This window comes from Mongoliibacter sp. (genome assembly GCF_007692705.1).
Classification (GTDB): domain Bacteria; phylum Bacteroidota; class Bacteroidia; order Cytophagales; family Cyclobacteriaceae; genus Mongoliibacter.
In genome coordinates this window covers 24,311-46,463 of the sequence record NZ_REBN01000176.1, presented here as the reverse complement: position 1 = coordinate 46,463, position 22,153 = coordinate 24,311, and the positions used below count along the sequence as shown (strand labels likewise).

Here is a 22,153-nt window from a genome sequence, read left to right as displayed (position 1 = left end):
AATCCCAACAACCACTATCAAAAAAATCCCTGTAAAGAATTATTCTTTACAGGGACTTAAGAGACTTGAAATTTTTACGAAAAAGTGGCTTATTTCTTTTTGTCTTCTTCCTTCATCACCTTGATCAAATCGCCATCTTTCAATTGCTTGCTGACCACGAAATAGGGACCGTATATGATTTCCTGACCTTCAGAGATACCTTCCAAAACTTCTATATTGTCAAAATCAGAAATTCCAGTTTTGATTTCAATCATTTTTGCTCTGCCATTATCATTTACAAAAACCAATTCTTTGGTTCTTGTGCCTCCATCAGGATTGGTTGTGGTTTCGTCTTCCCTTGTGGTCACAGATGCCAAAGGAACGGCCAGAATGTTATCTTTCTTTTGGGTAATGATATCCACGCTCGCAGTCATTCCCGGTCTAAAGGGATACCTATTACGCTCAGTGATCAGTTCGGCATAGGATTCATTGAGGATCCTGATTTTAACTTCAAATTCCGTAACTGCATCAGAACTTGCTTTTTCATTTGCAGAATTGGCAATGCTGGTTACGATACCTTTAAACTTTTTATTGGAAGCACTGTAAGAATCAACTTCAATCAATGTTGTATCTCCCAAGCTTAACCGGATGATGTCATTTTCATTCACGTTTACCCTTACTTCCATACGGGTGAGGTCTGCCAATCTCAACATTTCTGTTCCAGCCATCTGCTGAGTTCCTACAACCCTTTCACCTTTTTCTACCAAGAGCTTGGATACTACGCCATTGAAAGGAGAATACACATTGGTTAGCCTTAGGTTTTCTGCAGCTTCATTGACAGTAGCTTGAGCTGACTTGATGATGTATTCAGCAGCCAAGACTGATTGTTCAGCTGCATCAAGGTCATTTTGGGCAGTAAGAAAAGTAGATTGGATCTGTTCCCAGTCTGCATCAGATATAACTTTATCCTTATGAAGTTTTTCATTTCTTTTAAACTCTAGTTCAGCCCTTACAAACTGCGCTTCTGATCTTTTAAGATTAGCTTTAGACTGGGCGAGGTTAGCCTGATTCTGATTTAAGTTTGCGCGTGCCCGATCCAATGCAGATATAAAATTGTCAGGACGGATTTTTACCAAAAGGTCACCTACTTTGACAGAGTCTCCTTCCATTACGTTTAGCTCGATGATTTCACCAGCCACATCAGGGCTGAGCTTTACTTCTGTTTCAGGTTCAATGACTCCTGAAGCACTTACTTTTTCGGTAATGGACAGTTTTGAAGCTTTTTTCACTTCAACAGCAACTTCTTTTTCACCACCAATCCAACCTGCGGATTTTCCTATGATAGCGAAAACGATGATAATGCCGAGTACTCCCAATAAGATGTAAATCAGCTTATTTGATTTTTTCTTTGCCATTTCTGAGTATTATAATGTTAGTGGGTTGCCTAGGTAAAAATCAAGTACTTTTACCCTGAAAATGTATGTGTATTTTGAGGTGATCAAATCAGCTTGTGCATTGAAGAAGTTGTTTTGGGCTAATTGATAATCAGCAAAGTTGATAGCTCCAGCATCAAAACGCTGCTGAGAAATTCTAAAGGCTTCCTCTAGCGATGATACTCTCTGCTGAGAAGCTCTATAAGATTGTCTTGAAGCATTGGCGTTAGTGTAAGCGGATTCAATATCTTGCCGTAATTGGTTGCGGGTTTCCACTTCCTGTATTTCAGAAAGTCTTTTTTGCAGTCTTGCTCTTTGCACATTTGACCTGTTCCGAAAATTTGATAAAATAGGGATATTCAGTTGTATGTTGGCAGAATTGGAGAAGTTATTCCTGATTTGGGTGCCAAATTCTAGTCTCTCACCTAGGAAAAACTGATCTATATAGTTTGAAAAAGCACTAGCCCCTATACCCAATGTAGGCAGATAACCACCTTTGGCAATTCTGACTCCAAAGTCAGCACTTTCAATACCTAGCTCTGCCGCTCTTATTTCCGGCATAAGTTCCAAGGCAACCTCAAATATCTCATCTACATTTCTGTCAGTCATACTGAAGTTTTCCGGTTCAAGTTCTGGAGCTAAAATATCCATGTCTTCACTGAAGGGTATCTGCATGGCTTGAGCCAAATTCAATTTGGCTATCCTAAGGTTATTGATTGCATTTACCACTTCGAGTTCATTGGTAGCATTTTGGGCTTCAATATCAAGCTTATTTGCCAAAGGAAGTGCGCCTGCATCTACCAGTCGAATGGTATTATTAACTTGTTCTTTTGTTGTAGATAATTGATTTTCAGCTATTTTCAATTGTTCTTTTGCAAAAACTACATTGATAAAAAGATTGATAACATTTAAAGTAATGTTATTTTCAGTAGCCAATACATTGTATTGGGCAGCCTCAATCTCTATTCTATTTTGCTTGATGGTATTATCAATTTGTTGTCCTGCAAACAAAGTCATATTGGCGTTTGCAAATAAATTGATATTTCCTATCCTATTGTTTTCGAAAAGGTTTGTTACCGGGTTGATTGATCGTCCCCACCTGTATCCAGAGCTTCCACCTGTTGAAAAACTTGGGATTCTCTGGCCTATATTACCAATCAGATTGGCTTCCTGCGTTGCTAGGTTGACTTGGCTTCTCTGTAGCTGTAGGTTGTTTTCGAGAGCTGTTTCGATGACTCCTTCTAAGTCCATGGAACGGTAGTCGGTTACCTGTGCCACTGTCTCAAAGAGTGATAGGTAAACTAATACTAGCCCAAAGGCGTAAATTTTTTTCATATTATAAATCTATATCTGGAAGGTAAATGAGTTCTTTGACCCAAGAAAGACTCTTTAAATATTGAATGGTTATCGGTGCAATTCCTGAGTCCATCTCGATAACGTGGCAAGCAATGTCATTTTTTCCTTTTCTTGAAACGGACATGGTTGCGATATTGGCTTTTTCCTGGGTGATAACGGCAGAAATAAATGCAATCGCACCAGAGATATCCTGAGCCTTGATGATTAAGGTGTGAGACTGTGCAGAAAAATTAGCATGAAAACCATCTACCTCAGCAATATTAATGATGCCACCTCCTAAGCTTTCACCTATGACCTCGATCTTTTTATCGTCTTTAATCAAATTCAGCTTAATTGTATTAGGATGATACACAGAAGCATTTCCGATTGATTTGAAGGTGTATTTTAGTCCCTTCTCCTTGGCCAACTCAAGAGATTTTTTAATGTTAGCGTCGTCAGTTTTGTAGTCCAATAGGCCACCAAGGATAGCCAAATCACTACCATGACCTTCGTAAGTCCGGGCAAATGAATTGTAAAATGTAATAATTGCTTCATCCGGAATACCACCGAGAATTTTGATACTGGATCTTGCTATTCTTACTACACCTGCCGTATGGGATGATGAAGGTCCTATCATAACCGGTCCTATCATATCAAAAACACTGCTTTTTGTACCCATATTTATTAATTTTCAATTACTGTGCTAAAGTAAGAACTAAATTTAAAGCCAACCATTAAAATCGACGAATAGACAGGAAATGAAGATAAATTCTTAAAGATTTAATTATTTTTAACCCAGATACAAATATCCAAATATGGAGTATGTCCGAAAACGAACGATTAGATGAACGAAAATAGTACACACTCATTTTTTAAGAATACCAAAGGCTTTTGGGAGGAAACTCCCAAGGAATTTCATAACCGCGGCTTTCTTTTTGGTGATGGTTTATTTGAAACGATGGTCTTTGAAAACAATATGATAAGATTTTCAGATTACCACCAAGAAAGGTTGGTCATGGGATGTGCCACGCTTCAATTGAATACTTCTCAGCTTTCTGATATTGCTGAAATCGAAAGATTACTCATCAATAATGGTTTTCAAGGGGTTTCGAAAAGGATCCGTTGGAACGTTTATAGAAGCGGACAGGGTAAATACACTCCCGTAGAGAACGGAATTCAAGAGACCCTCCAAATAAGTGCTTTTTCCATGGCTAATCCGCTCAAGTCTAAAGCAGCATTTTCAAGTACTTTCCGCGTCCCTTCTACAATCTGGAGCCATTGTAAGACCATAAATGGACTTCATTATGTGATGGCCAATTTGGAGAGGATTGAGAAGTCCTTAGATGAAATCATTTTATTGAATGACAAAGGATATGTCTCCGAGGCAGGTTCGAGTAACATTTTTTGGGAAATAGAAGGGGTGTTTTATACACCTTCTTTGGAGTCTTCCTGTATAGCTGGGGTGAGCAGAAGGGTCATTTTAGAAAAGTTGAAAGATCTAGGTAAAAAGGTGGGGGAAGGAATATTCCTAAAAACAGATTTGATGCAAGCAGAAAGGGTATTTACTTCCAATGTGACAGGAATCTGCATGATTGAAAATATTGAAGGCAACACCTTTAAAACATCGGGGCTGCCTCCTGAACTTTTTATGCTTTTCAAATAAGTTATACAGCTACTTCCGCCTTTATATGAGGGTGAGGATCGTAATTAAGCAATTCAAAATCCTCATAGTTAAAAGAAAAGATGTCTTTCACCTCAGGATTGATTTTCATGGTAGGCAGTGGTCTAATATCTCTGCTCAACTGTAACTTGGCCTGCTCAAGATGATTACTATATAGGTGAGCATCTCCGAATGTATGCACAAAATCACCAGGCTGAAGTCCACAAACTTGAGCGACCATCATGGTAAAGAGTGCGTAGGAGGCAATATTGAAGGGTACCCCCAAAAACACATCCGCACTCCTTTGGTACAATTGGCAGGAAAGCTTACCATCTGCTACATAAAACTGAAATATTGTATGGCAGGGAGGTAAGGCCATATTGTCAACGTCAGCTACATTCCAAGCGCTCACAATATGTCTTCTACTATCAGGCTTGTTTTTGATTTGCTCAATCAGGTTTTTGATCTGATCGATTTCACCGCCTTTGCCGTCCGGCCAATGTCTCCATTGGTAACCGTAGACAGGACCTAGGTCCCCATTTTCATCAGCCCACTCATCCCAAATACGTACTTTATTTTCATTGAGGTATTTGATATTGCTGTCACCCTTCAAAAACCAAAGCAATTCAATAATGATTGACCTTAGGTGCAGTTTTTTGGTGGTGACCAATGGAAATCCTTCCTGCAAGTCAAAGCGTATCTGATGACCAAAGATACTTAAGGTACCTGTACCTGTACGGTCTTCCTTCTTGACACCATTATCCAAAATATGCTGCATCAAATCGTGGTATTGCTTCATTTTTCTCAGGGATTTTATTCCTGGCAATTTATGAAGATATCCAAGAATAGGAAAGCTGATAGATATAAAATGGTATGGGAATTTTTAATTATTTGGCGATTGAAAAATTTGGCGTATTTATTTATTAAAGTGTAGGAAGGCATTCGGGAAAATGATTTTTGATACCTAAATCAAAACAATTTGAATTTAGGACTGTATCTTTCACAAGATATGTTCAAAAAAAGAAACTCTTTTTGGGCCTTGGCTATAGCCATTTTGGTCACTTCAGTTATTTTAGTTTTTCCACCTCAAGTGGTATTTGATTACGACTTTGAAAGCTTTTTCCCTCAGGATGATGAGGAGTTGTCCTATTTTTTGGACTTCAGAGAGCAGTTTGGAAATGACAATGATTACTTGCTCGTAGCTTTAGGAGGTCAGGAGATATTTGAATCCAGTTTCTTGAAAGAAGCCGAGAAAATCAATTCTAAGCTCAAAGAATTGGAATTGGTTGAAAGCACCGTTTCTCTTTTGGATTTGAAGGAGCCGGTGATTGGAGCCTTTGGTGTAAGGAGTAGGGAGGTGCTGGATATTGATGGGGATTTAGAGAAACAGAGGGAAAAAATTTTGAATTCAGCCCAGTGGTCTGATAATCTGATTGATCAAGATGGTAAATACCTGCTGATTGTGGTCAATAACAAACAACAGATCAGCAAAGAGGGTGGAGATGAATTGTATGCAGAGATTTCGGCTATTCTTGAGGACAGCACTATCAAAGAAATCAAAACTGCCGGTAAGATAAAAGCTCAGGGCGAGTTTGTAGAATTGTTGCAGGAGGAGTTTGCATTTTTTCTTAGCATTTCGTTTGTGCTCATCGTCATCTTGTTATATGCTATATTCAGGAGTTTTTGGGGAGTATTGACTCCCTTGTTGATTTTGGGAGTTGGGATATTTTGGACGCTGTCCTTATCTCTATATTTGGGGAATCCCCTTGATGTCATGTCCGTCATGAAGCCTACTATTTTGTCTGTGATAGGTTTGGCTGCTTTGGTTCATTTTTTCAACCATTATCTAAACATGTTACGAGAAGGGAAAGGGAAGGAGGAGGCCATCAATGCGTCCTTTTCAGAACTTATTTTAGCAGTATTCCTTACTGCATTGACGACTTCTTTAGGCTTTTTAAGTCTGTACCTGACGACAGTACCTAGTTTGAAATTTTTTGGATTGCATACTGGTATTGGGGTGATGATCATGTTTTTGGCAGTAATAAGCATCGCCCCGGGACTACTTTACCTTTTTGCCCCTCTCAAGATTGCAAATAGTGAAAGGTTGACTGAACGATGGCGGATCGGAATGCGGAACGCTTTCCTGAAAGTCACTTCTCTAAGAACACCGATAGTAATAGCTTTTGTGTTGATTTCAATAGCTTCCGCAATTGGCCTTAGCGAACTCAAAGTCAATGGATATATCCTGGATAACCTCCCTCGGCACCATGCTTTGGTAAAGGAATTCGAATTCTTTGATGATTTCTTTGGAGGTTCCAAACCCCTGGAATTGTCACTTTCAGTAGGGGAGAAGGGAGAAGATTTGCTGGATAGAGAAGTTTTGTTGGAAATAGAAAAACTAGAAGCGTTTGTGTTGGATAATTACCAAAGCGCAGTGGTCCTTTCACCTTTAAGTCTTGTTAAAGGTATCAACAAAGCCCAGAATGCAGGAAATGAAAATGCCTACAGGCTCCCTTCTCCAGCCCAAATGTCTAAGGTCAAAGAGTTTATACCTAAAGCAATAGAAGAAAGTCCAGTTACATTGCTGTCAAAATCTTATCAAGAAGGAAGACTTTCTACTAGGACTTCGGATATGGGAAGCCTAAAAAGCAAAGAACTGAGAAAGGAGTTAGAGAATTTTTTGGAAGAAAAGATCAATCAAGATTTGCTAAAAGTCCGGTTAACCGGTACCTCAAACCTTATAGATATCAGTCATGAAAGTGTTACCAAACAAACGGCAAGAGGATTGGGACTTGCTTTTTTGATAGTGGCTGTCGTTGCAGGTTTTCTATTCAGATCTTGGAGAATTTCTATGGTAGTTTTGGTACCAAATATAATTCCCTTACTATGGATGTGCGGAGTGATGTGGTTGCTCGGAATAGAGTTAAAACTTACTACAGCAATAATTTTTACTGTAGCATTTGGTATTGCAGTAGATGACAGCATTCATTTTATGTCTAAAATGAGGATAGAATTATCCAAAGGAAAGTCTTGGCTATATGCACTAAAAAGAACCTATTTAGAGACAGGAAAGGCTATCATTCTGACTACTCTGATCTTGGGTTCTGGCTTCTCTATATTGACTTTAAGTCAATTTGGTGTTACTTTCTATTCGGGATTGCTCATCAGTCTGGCATTGGTTTTTGCATTGTTGGCTGATTTGCTGCTATTGCCTTTGATGTTGATTCCCCTAAAAAAGATATGGGATAAAAAACAGGATTAGTCTTCGGCAGGAGGCTTATTCCTGAGTGGAGAATCCCAATCAAAAGTTGCCGAAATAGGATAATGATCGGAATAATCTACTTCCTTATGTGTTTTGAAATTTAGGACCTTGAGCGGTTTTTCGTAAAATATATTGTCAATCCTGAGGAAAAACAAAACCCGGTTATAGGTAAACCCAAAACCTTTCCCTGCTTTCTCAAAAGCATTTTCCATAATTTTCCTTAAGGTAAAATAGGTATAACTATAAGGAACATCGTTGAAGTCTCCCACCAAAATATTCACGTAAGGACTGTTTTTCATATGCTCTTCCAAAATACCAAGCTGAGAGGCCCTTGTCACCTGACCTCTTTTAAGCTTACCTAATGTTTCCCGGTAATTTTCCTTGATTCCGTCTAGGTTATTAAGTGTTTCGGATTGTATGCTCATGGATTCCAGATGAGCATTATAAATTCTGACGGTGTCTTTGCCTACTTTAATATCGGCAAAAATAACTCCATTATTTCTTTTTGTATCGAATACCCTACCTTCATTGACTATGGGATGCTTACTGAAAATGGCCATGCCGTAGGATTTGTTTTTGGGACTTCCTTCAATGATCTGATATGTATGCTCGTAACCGCTTTCTGTACCAAGCAGTTTTATTGCATTTCTGGAGGGAGTGGAGTAATCCTGGTAGAATTCCTGAAAGCATTTGATGTCTGCTTCATATTCCTGTATCCACTTTATGATGTTTTGAGTGTTTGGTTGAGTGCTTTTATCTCTCACATAAGAGAATAGCGCAACATTATAGCTCAGGATAGAGAGTTTTTCCTGTTCTGTAGTGGTTTGAGTATTTGGGATTTGAAAGGTAACTCCAACAAATTTCCATCCTAACGCGAGGGCGATCAAGGGAAGTAGGGCAAGCCACCTTCTTGCTAAAAGTAAGCTGAAAAGTAATATTCCGTTGATTACCAGTAGTAGAGGGATAGTCAGCGTAATCAATCCTACATAGGGAAAAAATTCAGGGGAAATATACACACTGTAAAATAATGCCAGGGAAATGATGAAAAATAGTGTGGTGATGAATCTTACCATTTAAGGGTTGTTTAAAGCGAAATTAGATGTAAAACGCTTTTGAAACAAATAGTGTGCAAGGATAAAGATAAAAGTTTCAAAATGTGGATTATGTCAATTACCGGTGAAAATTATTTTCGGCTTGTTTATAAAAATAATTATGAAGGTGATTATGAAAATGTAACAACTAATTATCCTGAACTGAAATATTTCTTTGGCATGGTAACAGCTAAATTGAAAGAGCCAGTCATACTCAAAAAAACGTCTCAGATTGCTTCTAAGGACCAATAAGATGCATGCATCTAAGAAGAAATTAAATTAAAGAAAAAGAAATAAAAAACACAGCCACTGATCTTCAGTGGCTGTGTTTTTACTTAATGATTTTCCTTAATCTTACCAGAAGGACCTGTTTGATAGAATTATCATATGATCTAAAACCAACCCCAATAAACCGGGACAGGATATCCATGAATATCTAATATCAAATTATTAAAGAATCATTATTTAATCAAGATCAATTCTTCTTGGGGCTTGATAAGGTATCTTGCTCCATCGCTTGTTACCACAGCAGTTTCTTCTACAGACATGGTTTTGGTTCCTCCATCGGGTAGTTTCCAGGCATGGAATCCGTCAAAAGCGAAAAGCATTCCTTCTTTGAGTGGCTTCATAGCAGCAGGTCTTACACTTGGGTCAGGAAGGTTGCCTGCACCAAGATTAGGACCGATATCATGGGCAACATAACCTACAGGATGGCCTGTGCTCCACATCACGTATTCAGAGCCTCTTTCATCCATCCAGTCTCTCTGGGCCTTATCTACCTGGTAACCCAATACACCAGGCTTCATCGCTTCAAGCGCAATCCTATTGCCACCAATAGAAGATTCAAAGTAAAATTGAACAGAATCAGGTGCAGTTGTTTCTCCTTCTCTGAGAACATAGGCGAATCTTTGTATATCAGAAACCCACATATCATACACCCTGATGCCAAAATCCGTCTGTATAACATCTCCAGGCATGATTACCTTATCCGTCGGATGAGAGTGGCCTCTGTCAGGTCCTGAGTTCACACTTGGGTTTTGGTCTGGAGACCAACCATCCTTGACACCATACTCTTCCATTTTTTTCTTTAAAAACTTGGCTACATCTGCATCAGTGGTTTTTCCAGGAACCACTTGCTGATAGGCTTCGACTTGCCATTGTGCTGTAAGCTCAGCAGCCTTAGTCATGATTTCAACCTCAGATGGTAATTTTATCGCTAAGAATTCATAAATCAATTCTTCTGCGGAAACCAGCTTACTGGCATGATTTCCTAGAGCCTCTTCAAGACTTTTCCTCTGTGTGTAGCTCAACCCATCAGCTAAAAGCTCACCATAAGAACTATTGATGGCTATTTTCTCGAACTGCTGCCCTTTGATATATTCAGCACCCTGTTCTATTGCTGAAGCACCTCTTTCTACAGGAATTACTTCATCATGGATTTGTAATTCTGTCAAAGCAGTAGCTTCTCCTACAGGAGAAAAAACCTTTGAGATTGCTTTTTCTCCTTCCAAATAGAAAAGAAATAAGGCTGTTCCTCCTGCATTTTCACCTCCAATATGTTGGGCAATTGGATCATTATTGTTTTCTCTGCAAATCACTATCCAAGCATCTACACCAGATGCTTTCATGGCCTGAGGGAGAAGCTTTTCCAATCTTTCCTTTCTGATCTCCGGCCATGGGCTCGGTCCGCTAAAAGGATTGTCTAAGACTTTTTCGGACACTTCATTGTTTTGGCAAGAGACTAAAAACATTGCTCCAATAGCAAATAATAGCAGGAATTGGAAACGATTAAGTTTGAATTTCATGACGGGTTTATAATGATGATTAAAATGAATTAAGTGAAAATTAACAACATCCTCCTCAGATATAAAAGCCTTTTTTTACTTAGCATTCATTTTTTCTTTTTGTCTACAGCAGATTGAAAAGAATTTTACAACAACATATTTCGGGATCCAGACCTTTTGCAGTATATGGGTTATCCTTCAAGTGTTTTTATACATCGGAGACGTAAAATGTTGATTATGAAATAATAAAAGTGTTTTTACAATGAAATTTTTTATTAGGAATAGACTAACTTATCCATTTATTGCAGCATATTAACAGGTTAGTTTTTACACCAATTTTGAAAGTAACCCTAGTGCTTTTTCTATCCAGGCTAAACCATGAATTTATTAATTACTTTAATATTGAAGGTTTAACAGTAAGAAAATATAAATTCGAATTAAAAAAGAAGTTAAAACCAGAAATTGAATATTGTAAATGTCATATAGAAACAAAATAATCATTTGTTTAAGCTTTTGCTTTACGATCTTTACGGCAGTTCATGCTCAAGATGATCCGCCTGGATTTGCAGATTTGGTTCCTTTTGTAACTACTCCAATGGAGGTAGTGGATGCGATGATGGAATTGGCTGACATTGAGGCAGGGGATGTCCTGTATGATCTGGGGTCGGGTGATGGAAGGATTCCTATTCAGGCAGCGTTAAGATTTGGAATTAGAGCTGTTGGGGTGGAAATAGATGCGGATTTAGTCGATGTGGCAAATGAAAATGCAATAGAAAAGGGAGTAGATGATTTGGTGACAATTATCCAGGGAGATTTATTTGAATTGGATTTTACAGATGCTACTGTTTTAGTGCTATACCTATTTCCGGATATCAACCTCAAACTAAGACCGAAAATATTGCAATTACCCAAGGGAACAAGAGTTATTTCCCATCGCTTTGATATGGGTGATTGGGTTCCTGACGAAGAAAGAAAGGTTATTCTCAAAGACGGTAAAGAGCATGTGCTCTTCTTTTGGAAAGTTCCCTGATAAAGGTTTGCGTAATATATCTTATAAATTACAGGTCAATTTTCACACTTATCTTTCCAGCAATCTAATTCTTAATTTATAAATTAATTTTTACCAAGAATCGAAAACAACAGATACCAAAACTGTCTTTAAGTTTTAGTTTCAACCGAGTTTACACCTTTATTTTTTTATGCAAACCATTAAATTCTCAGGAGTTTTATCAAACACTCGTTTTAATATAATACCCTAAATCTAATCGTTCCCGGAATCTGTTTCATGGCATCTATAACCTCAGGTGAATAGGCTTTGTCAATATCAGAAATCACATACCCTATTTTTTCATTGGTCTTCAGGTATTGTCCAACAATATTGATTTCAAAATCTGCCAAAATACGGTTGATCTTGGCAAGGATTCCAGGTTCGTTTTGATGTATATGTATCAATCTGTGCGCATTCTGAAGGAATGGTAACTGTATATTGGGGAAATTGACAGAATTATATGTATTTCCTGTATTGATGTATTCCATGATCTTACCGGGTACAAACCTGGCTATATTCACCTGTGCTTCTGAAGTAGATCCTCCAATATGTGGGGTTAGGACTACATTTTTGCATCCGATGAGTTCGGAAACAAAAGGTTCATCGTTATTCTTTGGTTCTTCAGGGAAAACATCCACCGCTGCACCAGCGATATGGCCGCTTTCAAGCGCATCTTTCAAGGCCTTTATATCCACTACATGTCCTCTACTTAAATTCAGTAGGTAACTGCCTTTTTTCATCAATTTGATTTTACTCTCATCCAAAAGGTTTTTGTTCTCTTTCCTTCCGTCCACATGTAGCGTAAGTACATCTACTGTACTGATAAGTTCTTCCAAAGATTCAACCTTGGTCGCGTTTCCAAGTGCCAGTTTTTCGATAACGTCGTAATAATACACATCTAAACCCATGCTTTCAGCCAATACAGAGAGTTGGGCACCGATATTTCCGTAGCCTACAATCCCTAGTTTCTTTCCTCTGATTTCGAAACTACCGCTTGCAGATTTATCCCAAATTCCCTTATGCATGCCCAAACTTTTGTCATGGAAATTTCTCATCAGGAAAATGATTTCTGCGATGGCCATTTCTACTACAGAACGGGTATTGCTGAAGGGGGCATTGAAGACCGCAATTCCTTTTTCGGTACAGGTTTCCAAATCAATCTGATTGGTCCCTATGCAGAATGCACCGATAGAAATAAGTCTATTGGCATTTTCCAATACTTTTTTGGTGACATTGGTTTTGGAGCGGATACCGAGTATGGATACTTTTTTTATCTTTTCGGCCAGCTCTTCTTCGGAAAGGGCAGATGCAATTATTTCAACATTATAACCTTCCTGCTTCATTAGTTCAACACCGATTGGGTGAACGTTTTCCAGAAGCAATACATTGATACGGCTTTTTGGATAGGAGAATTTTTTGTTCATTTTATTCACATAAAGGATTTCATCTAAACTAGGAGCGACATGGTCTGCTTTGGAAGTGACTTTTGGCCTATCTACATTTTCGGTAAATGCATAGAACTTATTAGCCAATCCGGACGCTTTAATTTCATAATCTGTGTAGCCATCTCCAATTACATAAATATCTCCTTCTAAGTTAAGATTTTTAATAGTTTCAGGCTTACCTCCGTTTTTAGAAAGGATGTTTTCCCTATTGAAATCAATAATCTTTCCTGATTCATCATAAATAAACTCATTTGCGTAGACATTCTCAGCTTTGATGCCATACTCCCCGACTATCGGTGTGATAAAATCCTTGAATCCATTTGAAATGATAATAATATCTTCAGCGTTTTCCTCAAAAAATTCCTTATTGCGCTGAAAGGACTTGGATACTTTGGTTTTCAATGCTTCCACTAAAGTGGAGATTTGAGTTTCTGTAGCTTCGAGTATTTCCAGTCTTTTTTCCAAGCTCTCCCGAAAGTTAAGGCTACCTTCCATACCCATGTCGGTAATGTCTTTGATGGCTTGAAGCTTTTCAGCTTTTTTGGGGTCTTTATCCAAACTAATTTCCCCTAATACATCCAGGGCTTCAACTTGGGTAAATGTGCTGTCAAAATCAATGATGAATTTCTTAATATTGGGCATTATTGTTATAAAGTTTTTGTTATTGGCTGTTCAAAATTAGAATATTATTAAAAAAATATCCGATCTATTGAATAAAATACTTTCTAATTGTCGGATTATTTTTTTGCAATCGATTGAGTAGGAGATTAGGAGATCAGGAGTCCAATTGATTTTGAAAAGCTTCTACAAAAAGTCCTATATGGTAACCATCCATTAAAGCATGATGTGCATGAATTGAAACTGCAAAGCTTGATTTTCCATTGTGCTCTATTACTTTGCCTATAGTGATCTTAGGACAGGAATCTTCAGCAGAAAAAGGTCTTGCATGGGAGACTGAAGTGAAATCCAGCCAAGGCAATACCGAAAAATGAATGACATTATCTGCAGAACCGGAAGGAAGCAGCTCTTTTGAATTTCTCACTTCTTCCAGTATAGTTGTGGTTTGAGATGAGAATTGGATAAAATCCCGTTCAAAAGGGATATAGGAAAAACCAAATGTTCCATTGGGTCTATTCACTGTACTTGAAGCACCAATTTCATCATACACCAAGACTTTTCCTTCTTGAATTCTATACCTGAAGTCTATTATAGAATTTACTGCTTGTAGACAGGCGTGTAAGTAAAATTGAAAAAACGAATACCCATTATTTTTACAGGTTTGTATTGCCTTGGTGCAATCTACCCGAGAACATATTCCGAAAAATGGCTCTTCAAACTTGGAGAAAAAAAGAAAGTGGTCTTTTCTTGACCACTTTTCTATATTCAAATATTTGTAACCCATTACCTGATAGATTTGATCAATCTTTCGTTTAGTCCTACATAATCGGGATTTTTAGCTTCTCTTGCCATTTCCATAGATTTTTGAGCAGAAGAAATAGCCTCTTTTTTCTTACCTAATTCCAACTCGATTTTAGCTTTAAGATGCATTGTCCAGTATTTTGCATCATCCTCAACAGATTTATTGATCCATTCATAAGCCTGATCCATGTCTTTGTTGTTTGTGAAGTAATAGTTAGCGGCCTGATAGTAGAGTCCTGGATTTTTGGGTTCCTGATCCAAAACCAATTCCTTTATCTGAGACATTACAATACCATCCACTTCAGTTTCAATTCTGAATTTTACTCTAGTATTTTCCCATTTGATTGCCAGTGATGAACCGGTATCAGTTATATCAACAAAGTTGATTTCCATTGTTTCATACCTTTGGCCAGTCTTACCGGGTTTTACTTTGAATCTCATCACATCATCTTCAGATGTATATCCAACAGCTCCCCAGAGTTTGGTGTTTGATGAAATGATAATGGTCCACTCATTTTTATTCGGAATTGCATAAAGGGCATAAGTACCCGCTTTCAAATCATTTCCTTCTATTATCACATCAGTGGAAAAAGTTATGGTTGTTGCAGCATTGGCTCCTGTTCTCCACACTTCTCCAAAAGGTACAAGTTCACCGAAGATTTTTCGTCCTCGCATACTTGGTCTGCTGTAATCCACAGTTACATCAGTTAAGCCGACTTTTTGGCTGATCTGAGCTGAGGGACTAGCCTGAGGCATTTGGATTTGTTGTGCTTCGGCTCTTGAAATACAGCAGGCGAGCAAAAACATGAATAGGAAATTGATTTTTGTTTTCATAAAACAGGTTTTTATTAATCTAATTTGATTATACTGATAGTTAATTACTTGCTAAACTTAGTTCGAATGTTAACTTTGTTATTTAAAACGTTTAAGTACCCATTTAAACTACTTGTATATTCCGCATGTTGCAAAATAGCAATTGTTGTTCCTAAAGATTAGGAGTATGCTAATTTTATTTTCAAAATTTAGCCCATGAGCTTAGCAATCATATCACCTGGGAGAGATGCCTCTGTCTGGGTGGAAAATTTTAAAAAACTTGATCCCTCTATAGATATACAGGTATATCCTGATATTTCTTCTCCGGAGAAGGTGGAGGTAGTAACTCTTTGGAACCATCCAAGTGGCATATTGAGTGATTTCCCTAATCTAAAATTGATATGTTCCATGGGGGCTGGAGTTGATCACATTCTTACGGATGAAAGCATACCTAGTGACATTCCCATTACACGTATCATTGACGACAAATTGACCATTTCTATGACCAATTACGTGGTAATGGCAGTTCTTAACCATCACCGTCAGATCAAACGGTATCAGGCAGATCAGCTTAGGAGGATATGGGACATGTCAAATCCTGAAATTCCTGTTACCGTGGGTGTTTTAGGAGTAGGGGAGTTGGGTGGTGATATTGCTGATAAACTGCTCAATTTGAGGTTTGAAGTAATTGGTATTGGTAATTCACCAAAAGAGAACCTTGATTATGAATATTATTTTGGTGACCAAATACATAAATTTTTATCTAAAATTAATATATTGGTCTGTATGTTACCGCTGACACCTGAAACAGAAGGGATATTGAATCTTGAGTTTTTCAGAAAATGTCAGAAAGGTACATACCTGATTAATGTAGCCCGAGGAAAGCATTTGATAGAGGAGGACCTATTGACAGCCTTAGACGAGGGATATATTTCAGGAGCTATGCTTGATGTTTTCCAAAAAGAGCCTTTACCGGTAGAACACCCTTTTTGGAACAGAAATGAAATCACCATCACCCCGCATATTGCGAGTGTGACAAACCCTGGGGCAGCAGCCCCGCAAATCATTGAAAACTACCACCGAGTACAAAAAAGTCAACCATTCATTAATCAAATTAACAGAAAAAGAGGATACTAGAGACGATGAAAAAAAATTTTAAAATCGTCTGCCCAGTAGATTTTTCAGAATGCTCACTTAATGCTGTAGAATATGCAGCAAGGTTGGGCGAAAAATATAGGGCAGACCTGATACTTATCCACGTCCCCGACAAGGATGATTATCAGAAGTTAGCAGCTGTGGACAGGCATGGTGGTGATCAGTATGCCTTTATCAAGAAAAAACTTGATAGTCTCGTTCAAACAGTGGAAGTAGAGAGTTTGTCTAAAGGACTTGTCTCATGTCAATCACACATACAAGAAGGTAAAATTGTCAGCACAGTCCTTGACTTTGCCAATGAAAACAATGCTGATCTGATTGTCTTGGGTACTGAGGGTGTCAATGAATTTAAAAATAACTACATAGGCACCAAGGCTAGTAAAATTGTATCTAAATCTAGCATAGATGTTTTTGTGATTCCAAGAAAAGTTTACTTCAAACCACCAAGGAAGTTTGTATATGCGACAGATTATATGGAGGAAGACAAGATAGCTATTCAGAAAATTGTAGAGCTGGCTGGTTTTTTTGACTCCGAGATAGATGTTGTTCACGTGTCTTCCAAAAATACATCCATAGACAAGTCTCTACATAAAACCATGGTAGAAGAATTAAGTCCATTTGTCAAATATGACAGGGTAAATTATGTACTCAAGTCATATAGAGACGAACCGGGACTTGGCTTGGAGAATTATTTGATTACAGCTAAAGGCGATATTCTAGTTACTTTAAGTAAAAAGAAAGTATGGTTTGAACAAATATTTACCAATAACCTGTCTAAGAAAATGTCTTATTTTATTAATAAACCTCTCTTAGTTTTAAAAAGAGCCTGATATAGCTCATCAGCTGTCTTTCTTTTTAAAGCCGTTTGAAATAAAGCCAAAGAATTCCTTTTGAGTGGTTTTATCTGTGAACACTTTCAATATAGTGTCCAGATAGCCACTCAAAGTAATTTTACGGGGCACTTCATTTGGGTCCATTGGCTCCATAGTTACTCTTGGTTCTGGATCTTGGCCTTTCTTTTCACCGATTTTTGGTAAATCATTGTTTTCAGAATTGATTGGTTTGTATCCTACCAGGTCATCTGCTTTTTTAAAACTGTTTTTGGATCTATTCTGGTAACCCATTTTTTCTTCAATCAAGCCTTTATTATTATAGGCAACAGCATCCTCTGGATCTAGCTCTATGGCTTTGTCATAATCTTCGATCGCGCCTTTCAAGTCACCGATTCTATCTTTGAAATAGGCCCTGCTTGAGTATCGGTAGGGATTTTGCGGTTCTAAGTTTATCGCTCTGTCAAACTCACTCATGGCTTCATCATCTCTTTTGAGTAAGTGCAACACTACGGCTCTGTCACTGATATAGGTTGGGTTAAAAGGCTCTAAAGATATTAAGTGGTCAAAATCGCTGAGGGAATTCTCAAACTTTCCACGTCGTGTTTGTACCCTGGCCCTGAAAAAGTAAAATTCCGGGTTGGTATTGTCTTCCTGTATGCTCAGGTTTATGGCATCTAAAGCCTCATCAAATTTTCCTTCTTTAAAAAAAGCTACTGATTTATCGAAATTATTCACGGTTCACTTTGTTGGTTATAAATAAAATACAAAAATAGTACAGATAAAGTTTAAAATTAAATCTCAAAGCTTGTAGTATCAGCTTTTGAAAAATGCAATTCTTTATATATTTGGGTTGAAAAACGGAATATGGCCAGCAAAGCAGAAGTTATATTTAAAGATTTAAAAGCAGGTAAATATGCACCTGTTTATTTTTTGCAGGGAGAGGAGCCCTTTTTTATTGACCAAATCAGTGATTTTATAGAAGCAAATGCTATTCCTGAGCATGAAAAAGGTTTCAACCAAGTGGTCATGTATGGGAAAGATGCCCAGATGAATGATGTTCTTAGTAATGCCCGCCGGTTTCCGATGATGGCAGACCGTCAGGTGGTCATAGTGAAAGAAGCTCAGAATATATCAGGTCTTGGAAAAGAAGATGTAGATACGCTTCTGATTCAATATGTTCAAAATCCACTGCCCAGCACAATACTTGTTTTTGCACATAAATACAAAAAATTGGATGGGCGAAAGCCTTTGACCAAAGAGCTTGACAAAAAAGCAATATTGGTCAACAGCGATAAGATCAAAGACTGGGATTTAGGGAAATGGATAGAAGCATATGTTGGTGAAAAAGAACATCAAATTGACAGTCAAACGGCAACTTTTTTGGCCGATAGTATTGGCAATAACCTGGAAGTAATTGCAAACGAATTGGGCAAAATGTTCATCAATTTCAATGAGCCTACCAAAATCACCAAAGACCATATTCAACGCTATATTGGTATAAATAAAGAATACAATACATTTGAGCTGACAAAAGCGATAGGCTTTAAAGATGTGATCAAGGCCAATAAAATTGTGCACTATTTTTCTCAAAATCCGAAAAGTCATCCATTGATTCCAATCATTGCCCTCATTTACACGTATTTCAATAAAATTGCCCTTATACATTACAATTCCAATATGGGGGATGCCGAGTTATCCAAAAAAGTCGGGGTACACCCTTACTTCTTAAAAGAATATCGGGTAGCGGCCCGAAATTATCACTTAGGCAAGGTTATTGATTGCCTCACATACGTCCGTGAGGGTGATTTGCGTTCTAAAGGAGTCAATTCCGGTGGAATGGAACAAACCGAGATTTTACGGGAAATGATATTTAAAATCATGCACTGATAATTGTGCCACACTATGAAAAAAAGCCTTGTTTTGCTCTTGATATTGGGCATGGGTCAATTGGCCTATTCACAATCAAGCTTATACCAAACCAGTGAATTCAAACAGCTGGATGATCATTTCGAACTTTTTCAAAAACACCTTTTCAGCGCTTCTAAATATGAGTTTGAAGACCTTAAAGCTTCTACCGATGAGGAAGAGATAAGAATTTTAAGTGATTTTTATTATGCAATTTCCTCCATTAAAATTGATAATCCCGGAAGTTCTGATTTGGTATATGCTTTTATTAGAGATTACCGAAACCATCCTAAAACTAATGAGGCAGCACATGTCTTGGGTAATTTCTTTTTTGAAAACAGGAATTTCCGTGAGGCCATACCGGCATTTGAAAAAGTAAGAACCGATAATATTTCTGATGCACAACGCTCAGAGGTCATTTTTAAAACAGGTTATTCCTATTTTCAACTCGGGGATTACCCAAGGGCTCTTACTCAATTCAATCAAGTCAAAGGAAAAAGTGGTGAGTATTCAGCAGATGCATTTTATTACGCTGGTTTTATAGCTATGAACCAAGGTAATTATGAACAAGCATCCCGAGATTTTTCTGCAGCTGATAAATCCCAGTTTTATTCTACGCGGGTACCCTACATGTTGTCGGGAATCTATTATCGCCAGGCCCAATATGATGATTTGATTGGCTATGCAGAAAATGTACTTCAAAATAGAAAGAATTTAGACCGGAAAGAGGAAATCCACCTATACTTAGCTGAAGCTTACTTTGAAAAAAGGAATTTCGGGAAAGCTGCCGAAAATTACGATGCCTTTGTCAATGCAAGAAAAGGGGATTTGAACCGTTCGCAAGTTTATAAGGCTGGTATTTCTCAGTTTGAGATAGAAAATTACCAAAGGGCTACTGATTATTTTAAAGTTTCGGCAGGTCAAAATGATGAGATTGGACAAGTTTCATCATATTATTTAGGTCACGCCTACGTCAAACTGAATAACCCTCAATTTGCTTCCAATAGTTTTTCAGCTGCTTACAAGAGTGATGTCAATCCTGAAATCCGTGAAGATGCATTGATCAATTTTGCCAAAGTAAATCTAGAGCGGGGAAGTTTTCAGGATGCCGTTGGTGCTTTGGATAATTACCTAGATAATTTCCCCAATGGTAAACATGCCAAGGAAGCAGAAAATCTACTCACTGATGCCTTGATCAATACCAACAATTACCTTAGGGCTATTGAGCATATTGAGGGAATGCCAAATAAATCTCCACGTATACGGGAAGCTTATCAAAAAATAACACTTTACCAAGGTATTGTCTATTACAGGGATAACAGGCACGAACTGGCAACCAATTATTTTGATAAATCCATTTCCACGCCTGTCAATAAAGAGCTAGTTGTTCAGGCGTATTTCTGGAAAGGGGAAGCCCTTTCTGCCAATGGTGACCTTCCGACAGCTATAAGAGCCTATGAGGCCTTGCAGGCTCAAAGACCCAATCCGAATGACCCTTATCTCATTAAGTCTTATTACGGTTTAGGCTATGCTTTTTTCAACACAGAACAATACGCCAAGGCGGAGACCCAGTTCAGAAGCTATGTAGACCGCAAACAGGGGAGTACAGAGCCTGAAAATTATGATGAGGCCCTGATACGCCTGGGAGATGTTTACTATGTGCAGAAGAAGTTTTCTGAATCCCAGAATATTTTCCAAAGAGCCATTAGAGAAAGTAATGACTTCGTAGACTATGCATATTTCAGAAGTGGAGTTGTTTATAATTTTCAAAACAGGAATGATGAAGCAATTCAGCAAATGACCATGCTCATCAACAATTACCCAAACAGCCTGCACTTGGAAGATGCGATTTACCAAAAAGCTCAAATCAACATGGAGGAAATGAGGTACGCTGACGCGCGAGATGGCTTTAGCAGGTTGATTTCTAGCAGGCCTAATAGTCCATTTATTCCATTTGCTCTGGAAGGTAGGGCTGTAGCAAGTTTTTCACTTCAAAATTATAGTGCCACCATTGATGATTACAAGAAAATTTTAGAGAACCACCCCAATTCATCCAATTCTGAAGCCGCTTTGGTAGGACTTCAGGAAGCATTGGCCATAGAAGGTAGATCTGCTGAGTTTTCACAATACCTTTCAAGATTCAGGGGAGCCAATCCAGATAATAAAAGCTTGCAGAATCTTGAGTTTGAAGCTGCAAAAGCACTTTATTTTGATAATAGCTGGCAACAAGCTATACAGGCTTTTGAAAATTACATGAGAAACTACCCTCAAGCATCCAATAGGATTGAAGCGGTTTATTTCATTGCAGAATCGCATTATAAAGCAGGAAGAAAAGACCTTGCTTTGGAAAACTTCTACAATATTGAAAGAGAGAGGGACTCCAATCAGCGTCTGCGGGCAATACAAAGGATAGCAGCCATAGAAATGGAGAATAAAAACTATGGAAAGGCCTTGCCATTTCTTAGGGAAGCCTCCAAAAATGCCAGAAATCAGATTGAAGAATATGAAGCCAAAAGAGGTTTGATGATCGCGCATTTTGAAACAGAAACCTTCGACTCTGCTGCACATTATTCAGATAGGGTGATTGCATTGGGTAATGTAACTGTAGATGCTGTGCCGGCTGCCATGTTGATCAAAGGAAAATCCAGACTGAAAACAGGTAATACCGATCAGGCTGAAAAGGTTTTTAAGGACTTGATTGATGAATACAAAACTGTCCATGGGGCTGAGGCATTGTTCTTATTGGCAGAAATTCAAAACAAGGCAGGACAATTTGAAAAGTCCAATGAAACCATATTTGATCAGTCTGGACCATATTCCGGATATGGATATTGGTACGGAAAAACTTTTGTGTTACTGGCAGAAAACTATATCCAATTAGATGAGGATTTCCAAGCCAAAGCTACTTTGGAATCCATAATAGCTAACTCTAATAATGAAGAGATAGTCAAATTGGCTAAAGAGAAACTGAATAAGATCAATTAATCATTC

At 38.0% G+C, this 22,153-nt stretch carries 18 protein-coding genes; 8 read left to right on the top strand and 10 right to left on the bottom strand.

Annotated elements, in window-relative coordinates; all coding sequences use genetic code 11:
- Positions 1-89 precede the first annotated feature (89 nt).
- From EA341_RS12335 to sdaAB, 3 genes are read right to left on the bottom strand one after another with little or no spacing between them, the layout of a single operon-like run.
- Positions 90-1,394, bottom strand: a complete 1,305-nt coding sequence (locus EA341_RS12335) for an efflux RND transporter periplasmic adaptor subunit (protein ID WP_293014856.1) — start codon at positions 1,392-1,394, stop codon at positions 90-92.
- Positions 1,395-1,403: 9 nt separating this feature from the next.
- The gene (locus EA341_RS12330; protein ID WP_293014854.1) at positions 1,404-2,747 is read right to left on the bottom strand and encodes a TolC family protein; all 1,344 of its coding nucleotides are present in this window, start codon (positions 2,745-2,747) and stop codon (positions 1,404-1,406) included.
- A 1-nt stretch (position 2,748) separates the two neighbouring features.
- Positions 2,749-3,426, bottom strand: a complete 678-nt coding sequence (gene sdaAB, locus EA341_RS12325; protein ID WP_293014846.1) for an L-serine ammonia-lyase, iron-sulfur-dependent subunit beta — start codon at positions 3,424-3,426, stop codon at positions 2,749-2,751.
- 165 nt (positions 3,427-3,591) lie between these two features.
- On the opposite strand from sdaAB, the gene EA341_RS12320 reads away from it, so the two are divergent.
- Complete coding sequence (locus EA341_RS12320) at positions 3,592-4,410, top strand: aminotransferase class IV (RefSeq protein WP_293014843.1); 819 nt, start codon at positions 3,592-3,594, stop codon at positions 4,408-4,410.
- Between the two features lies 1 nt (position 4,411).
- On the opposite strand, the gene EA341_RS12315 is transcribed toward EA341_RS12320, so the two are convergent.
- Entirely contained in the window at positions 4,412-5,206 is a 795-nt protein-coding gene (locus EA341_RS12315; RefSeq protein ID WP_293014841.1) for a thymidylate synthase, read from the bottom strand.
- A gap of 210 nt (positions 5,207-5,416) precedes the next feature.
- On the opposite strand from EA341_RS12315, the gene EA341_RS12310 reads away from it, so the two are divergent.
- Positions 5,417-7,669, top strand: a complete 2,253-nt coding sequence (locus EA341_RS12310) for an efflux RND transporter permease subunit (protein ID WP_293014838.1) — start codon at positions 5,417-5,419, stop codon at positions 7,667-7,669.
- On the opposite strand, the gene EA341_RS12305 is transcribed toward EA341_RS12310, so the two are convergent.
- Positions 7,666-8,742 (bottom strand): endonuclease/exonuclease/phosphatase family protein, encoded by a 1,077-nt coding sequence (locus EA341_RS12305; protein ID WP_293014835.1) that lies wholly within the window; start codon positions 8,740-8,742, stop codon positions 7,666-7,668. The genes EA341_RS12310 and EA341_RS12305 overlap by 4 nt on opposite strands.
- 90 nt (positions 8,743-8,832) lie before the next feature.
- Between EA341_RS12305 and EA341_RS12300 the strand changes: the two genes are divergently transcribed.
- Positions 8,833-9,012 (top strand): hypothetical protein, encoded by a 180-nt coding sequence (locus EA341_RS12300; protein ID WP_293014832.1) that lies wholly within the window; start codon positions 8,833-8,835, stop codon positions 9,010-9,012.
- A gap of 209 nt (positions 9,013-9,221) precedes the next feature.
- Here EA341_RS12300 and EA341_RS12295 read toward each other — a convergent pair whose 3' ends face one another.
- Positions 9,222-10,565, bottom strand: coding sequence for a M24 family metallopeptidase (locus EA341_RS12295; protein WP_293014829.1), 1,344 nt, complete (start codon positions 10,563-10,565; stop codon positions 9,222-9,224).
- 454 nt (positions 10,566-11,019) lie between these two features.
- On the opposite strand from EA341_RS12295, the gene EA341_RS12290 reads away from it, so the two are divergent.
- Positions 11,020-11,574, top strand: coding sequence for a cyclopropane-fatty-acyl-phospholipid synthase family protein (locus EA341_RS12290; RefSeq protein WP_293014827.1), 555 nt, complete (start codon positions 11,020-11,022; stop codon positions 11,572-11,574).
- 212 nt (positions 11,575-11,786) lie between these two features.
- On the opposite strand, the gene serA is transcribed toward EA341_RS12290, so the two are convergent.
- The 3 genes from serA to EA341_RS12275 form a co-directional block, all read right to left on the bottom strand.
- On the bottom strand, positions 11,787-13,679 hold the full coding sequence (serA, locus tag EA341_RS12285) for a phosphoglycerate dehydrogenase (RefSeq protein ID WP_293014825.1): 1,893 nt from the start codon (positions 13,677-13,679) through the stop codon (positions 11,787-11,789).
- Positions 13,680-13,812: 133 nt separating this feature from the next.
- On the bottom strand, positions 13,813-14,439 hold the full coding sequence (locus tag EA341_RS12280; protein ID WP_293014820.1) for a chloramphenicol acetyltransferase: 627 nt from the start codon (positions 14,437-14,439) through the stop codon (positions 13,813-13,815).
- Positions 14,439-15,290, bottom strand: a complete 852-nt coding sequence (locus tag EA341_RS12275; RefSeq protein WP_293014818.1) for a DUF2911 domain-containing protein — start codon at positions 15,288-15,290, stop codon at positions 14,439-14,441. The genes EA341_RS12280 and EA341_RS12275 overlap by 1 nt, the downstream gene beginning before the upstream one ends.
- Before the next feature lie 195 nt (positions 15,291-15,485).
- Here EA341_RS12275 and EA341_RS12270 point away from each other — a divergent pair, with 195 nt between their 5' ends.
- Both EA341_RS12270 and EA341_RS12265 read left to right on the top strand, forming a co-directional pair.
- On the top strand, positions 15,486-16,406 hold the full coding sequence (locus EA341_RS12270; RefSeq protein WP_293014816.1) for a glyoxylate/hydroxypyruvate reductase A: 921 nt from the start codon (positions 15,486-15,488) through the stop codon (positions 16,404-16,406).
- Between the two features lie 5 nt (positions 16,407-16,411).
- Complete coding sequence (locus tag EA341_RS12265) at positions 16,412-17,254, top strand: universal stress protein (protein WP_293014813.1); 843 nt, start codon at positions 16,412-16,414, stop codon at positions 17,252-17,254.
- 9 nt (positions 17,255-17,263) lie between these two features.
- On the opposite strand, the gene EA341_RS12260 is transcribed toward EA341_RS12265, so the two are convergent.
- Positions 17,264-17,992: a tetratricopeptide repeat protein gene (locus tag EA341_RS12260; protein WP_293014811.1), complete on the bottom strand. Its 729-nt coding sequence runs from the start codon at positions 17,990-17,992 to the stop codon at positions 17,264-17,266.
- 129 nt (positions 17,993-18,121) lie between these two features.
- Here EA341_RS12260 and holA point away from each other — a divergent pair, with 129 nt between their 5' ends.
- Together holA and EA341_RS12250 are read left to right on the top strand one after the other, a co-directional pair.
- Positions 18,122-19,144 (top strand): DNA polymerase III subunit delta, encoded by a 1,023-nt coding sequence (gene holA / locus EA341_RS12255; RefSeq protein ID WP_293014809.1) that lies wholly within the window; start codon positions 18,122-18,124, stop codon positions 19,142-19,144.
- 15 nt (positions 19,145-19,159) lie between these two features.
- Positions 19,160-22,147, top strand: a complete 2,988-nt coding sequence (locus tag EA341_RS12250; protein WP_293014807.1) for a tetratricopeptide repeat protein — start codon at positions 19,160-19,162, stop codon at positions 22,145-22,147.
- Positions 22,148-22,153: the final 6 nt, after the last annotated feature.

Excerpts from the sequence above, each read along its gene's own strand:
- EA341_RS12335 (WP_293014856.1), bottom strand. The coding sequence starts at position 1,394 with ATGGCAAAGAAAAAATCAAATAAGCTGATTTACATCTTATTGGGAGTA.
- EA341_RS12330 (WP_293014854.1), bottom strand. The coding sequence starts at position 2,747 with ATGAAAAAAATTTACGCCTTTGGGCTAGTATTAGTTTACCTATCACTC.
- sdaAB (WP_293014846.1), bottom strand. The coding sequence starts at position 3,426 with ATGGGTACAAAAAGCAGTGTTTTTGATATGATAGGACCGGTTATGATA.
- EA341_RS12320 (WP_293014843.1), top strand. The coding sequence starts at position 3,592 with ATGAACGAAAATAGTACACACTCATTTTTTAAGAATACCAAAGGCTTT.
- EA341_RS12315 (WP_293014841.1), bottom strand. The coding sequence starts at position 5,206 with ATGAAGCAATACCACGATTTGATGCAGCATATTTTGGATAATGGTGTC.
- EA341_RS12310 (WP_293014838.1), top strand. The coding sequence starts at position 5,417 with ATGTTCAAAAAAAGAAACTCTTTTTGGGCCTTGGCTATAGCCATTTTG.
- EA341_RS12305 (WP_293014835.1), bottom strand. The coding sequence starts at position 8,742 with ATGGTAAGATTCATCACCACACTATTTTTCATCATTTCCCTGGCATTA.
- EA341_RS12300 (WP_293014832.1), top strand. The coding sequence starts at position 8,833 with ATGTCAATTACCGGTGAAAATTATTTTCGGCTTGTTTATAAAAATAAT.
- EA341_RS12295 (WP_293014829.1), bottom strand. The coding sequence starts at position 10,565 with ATGAAATTCAAACTTAATCGTTTCCAATTCCTGCTATTATTTGCTATT.
- EA341_RS12290 (WP_293014827.1), top strand. The coding sequence starts at position 11,020 with ATGTCATATAGAAACAAAATAATCATTTGTTTAAGCTTTTGCTTTACG.
- serA (WP_293014825.1), bottom strand. The coding sequence starts at position 13,679 with ATGCCCAATATTAAGAAATTCATCATTGATTTTGACAGCACATTTACC.
- EA341_RS12280 (WP_293014820.1), bottom strand. The coding sequence starts at position 14,439 with ATGGGTTACAAATATTTGAATATAGAAAAGTGGTCAAGAAAAGACCAC.
- EA341_RS12275 (WP_293014818.1), bottom strand. The coding sequence starts at position 15,290 with ATGAAAACAAAAATCAATTTCCTATTCATGTTTTTGCTCGCCTGCTGT.
- EA341_RS12270 (WP_293014816.1), top strand. The coding sequence starts at position 15,486 with ATGAGCTTAGCAATCATATCACCTGGGAGAGATGCCTCTGTCTGGGTG.
- EA341_RS12265 (WP_293014813.1), top strand. The coding sequence starts at position 16,412 with ATGAAAAAAAATTTTAAAATCGTCTGCCCAGTAGATTTTTCAGAATGC.
- holA (WP_293014809.1), top strand. The coding sequence starts at position 18,122 with ATGGCCAGCAAAGCAGAAGTTATATTTAAAGATTTAAAAGCAGGTAAA.
- EA341_RS12250 (WP_293014807.1), top strand. The coding sequence starts at position 19,160 with ATGAAAAAAAGCCTTGTTTTGCTCTTGATATTGGGCATGGGTCAATTG.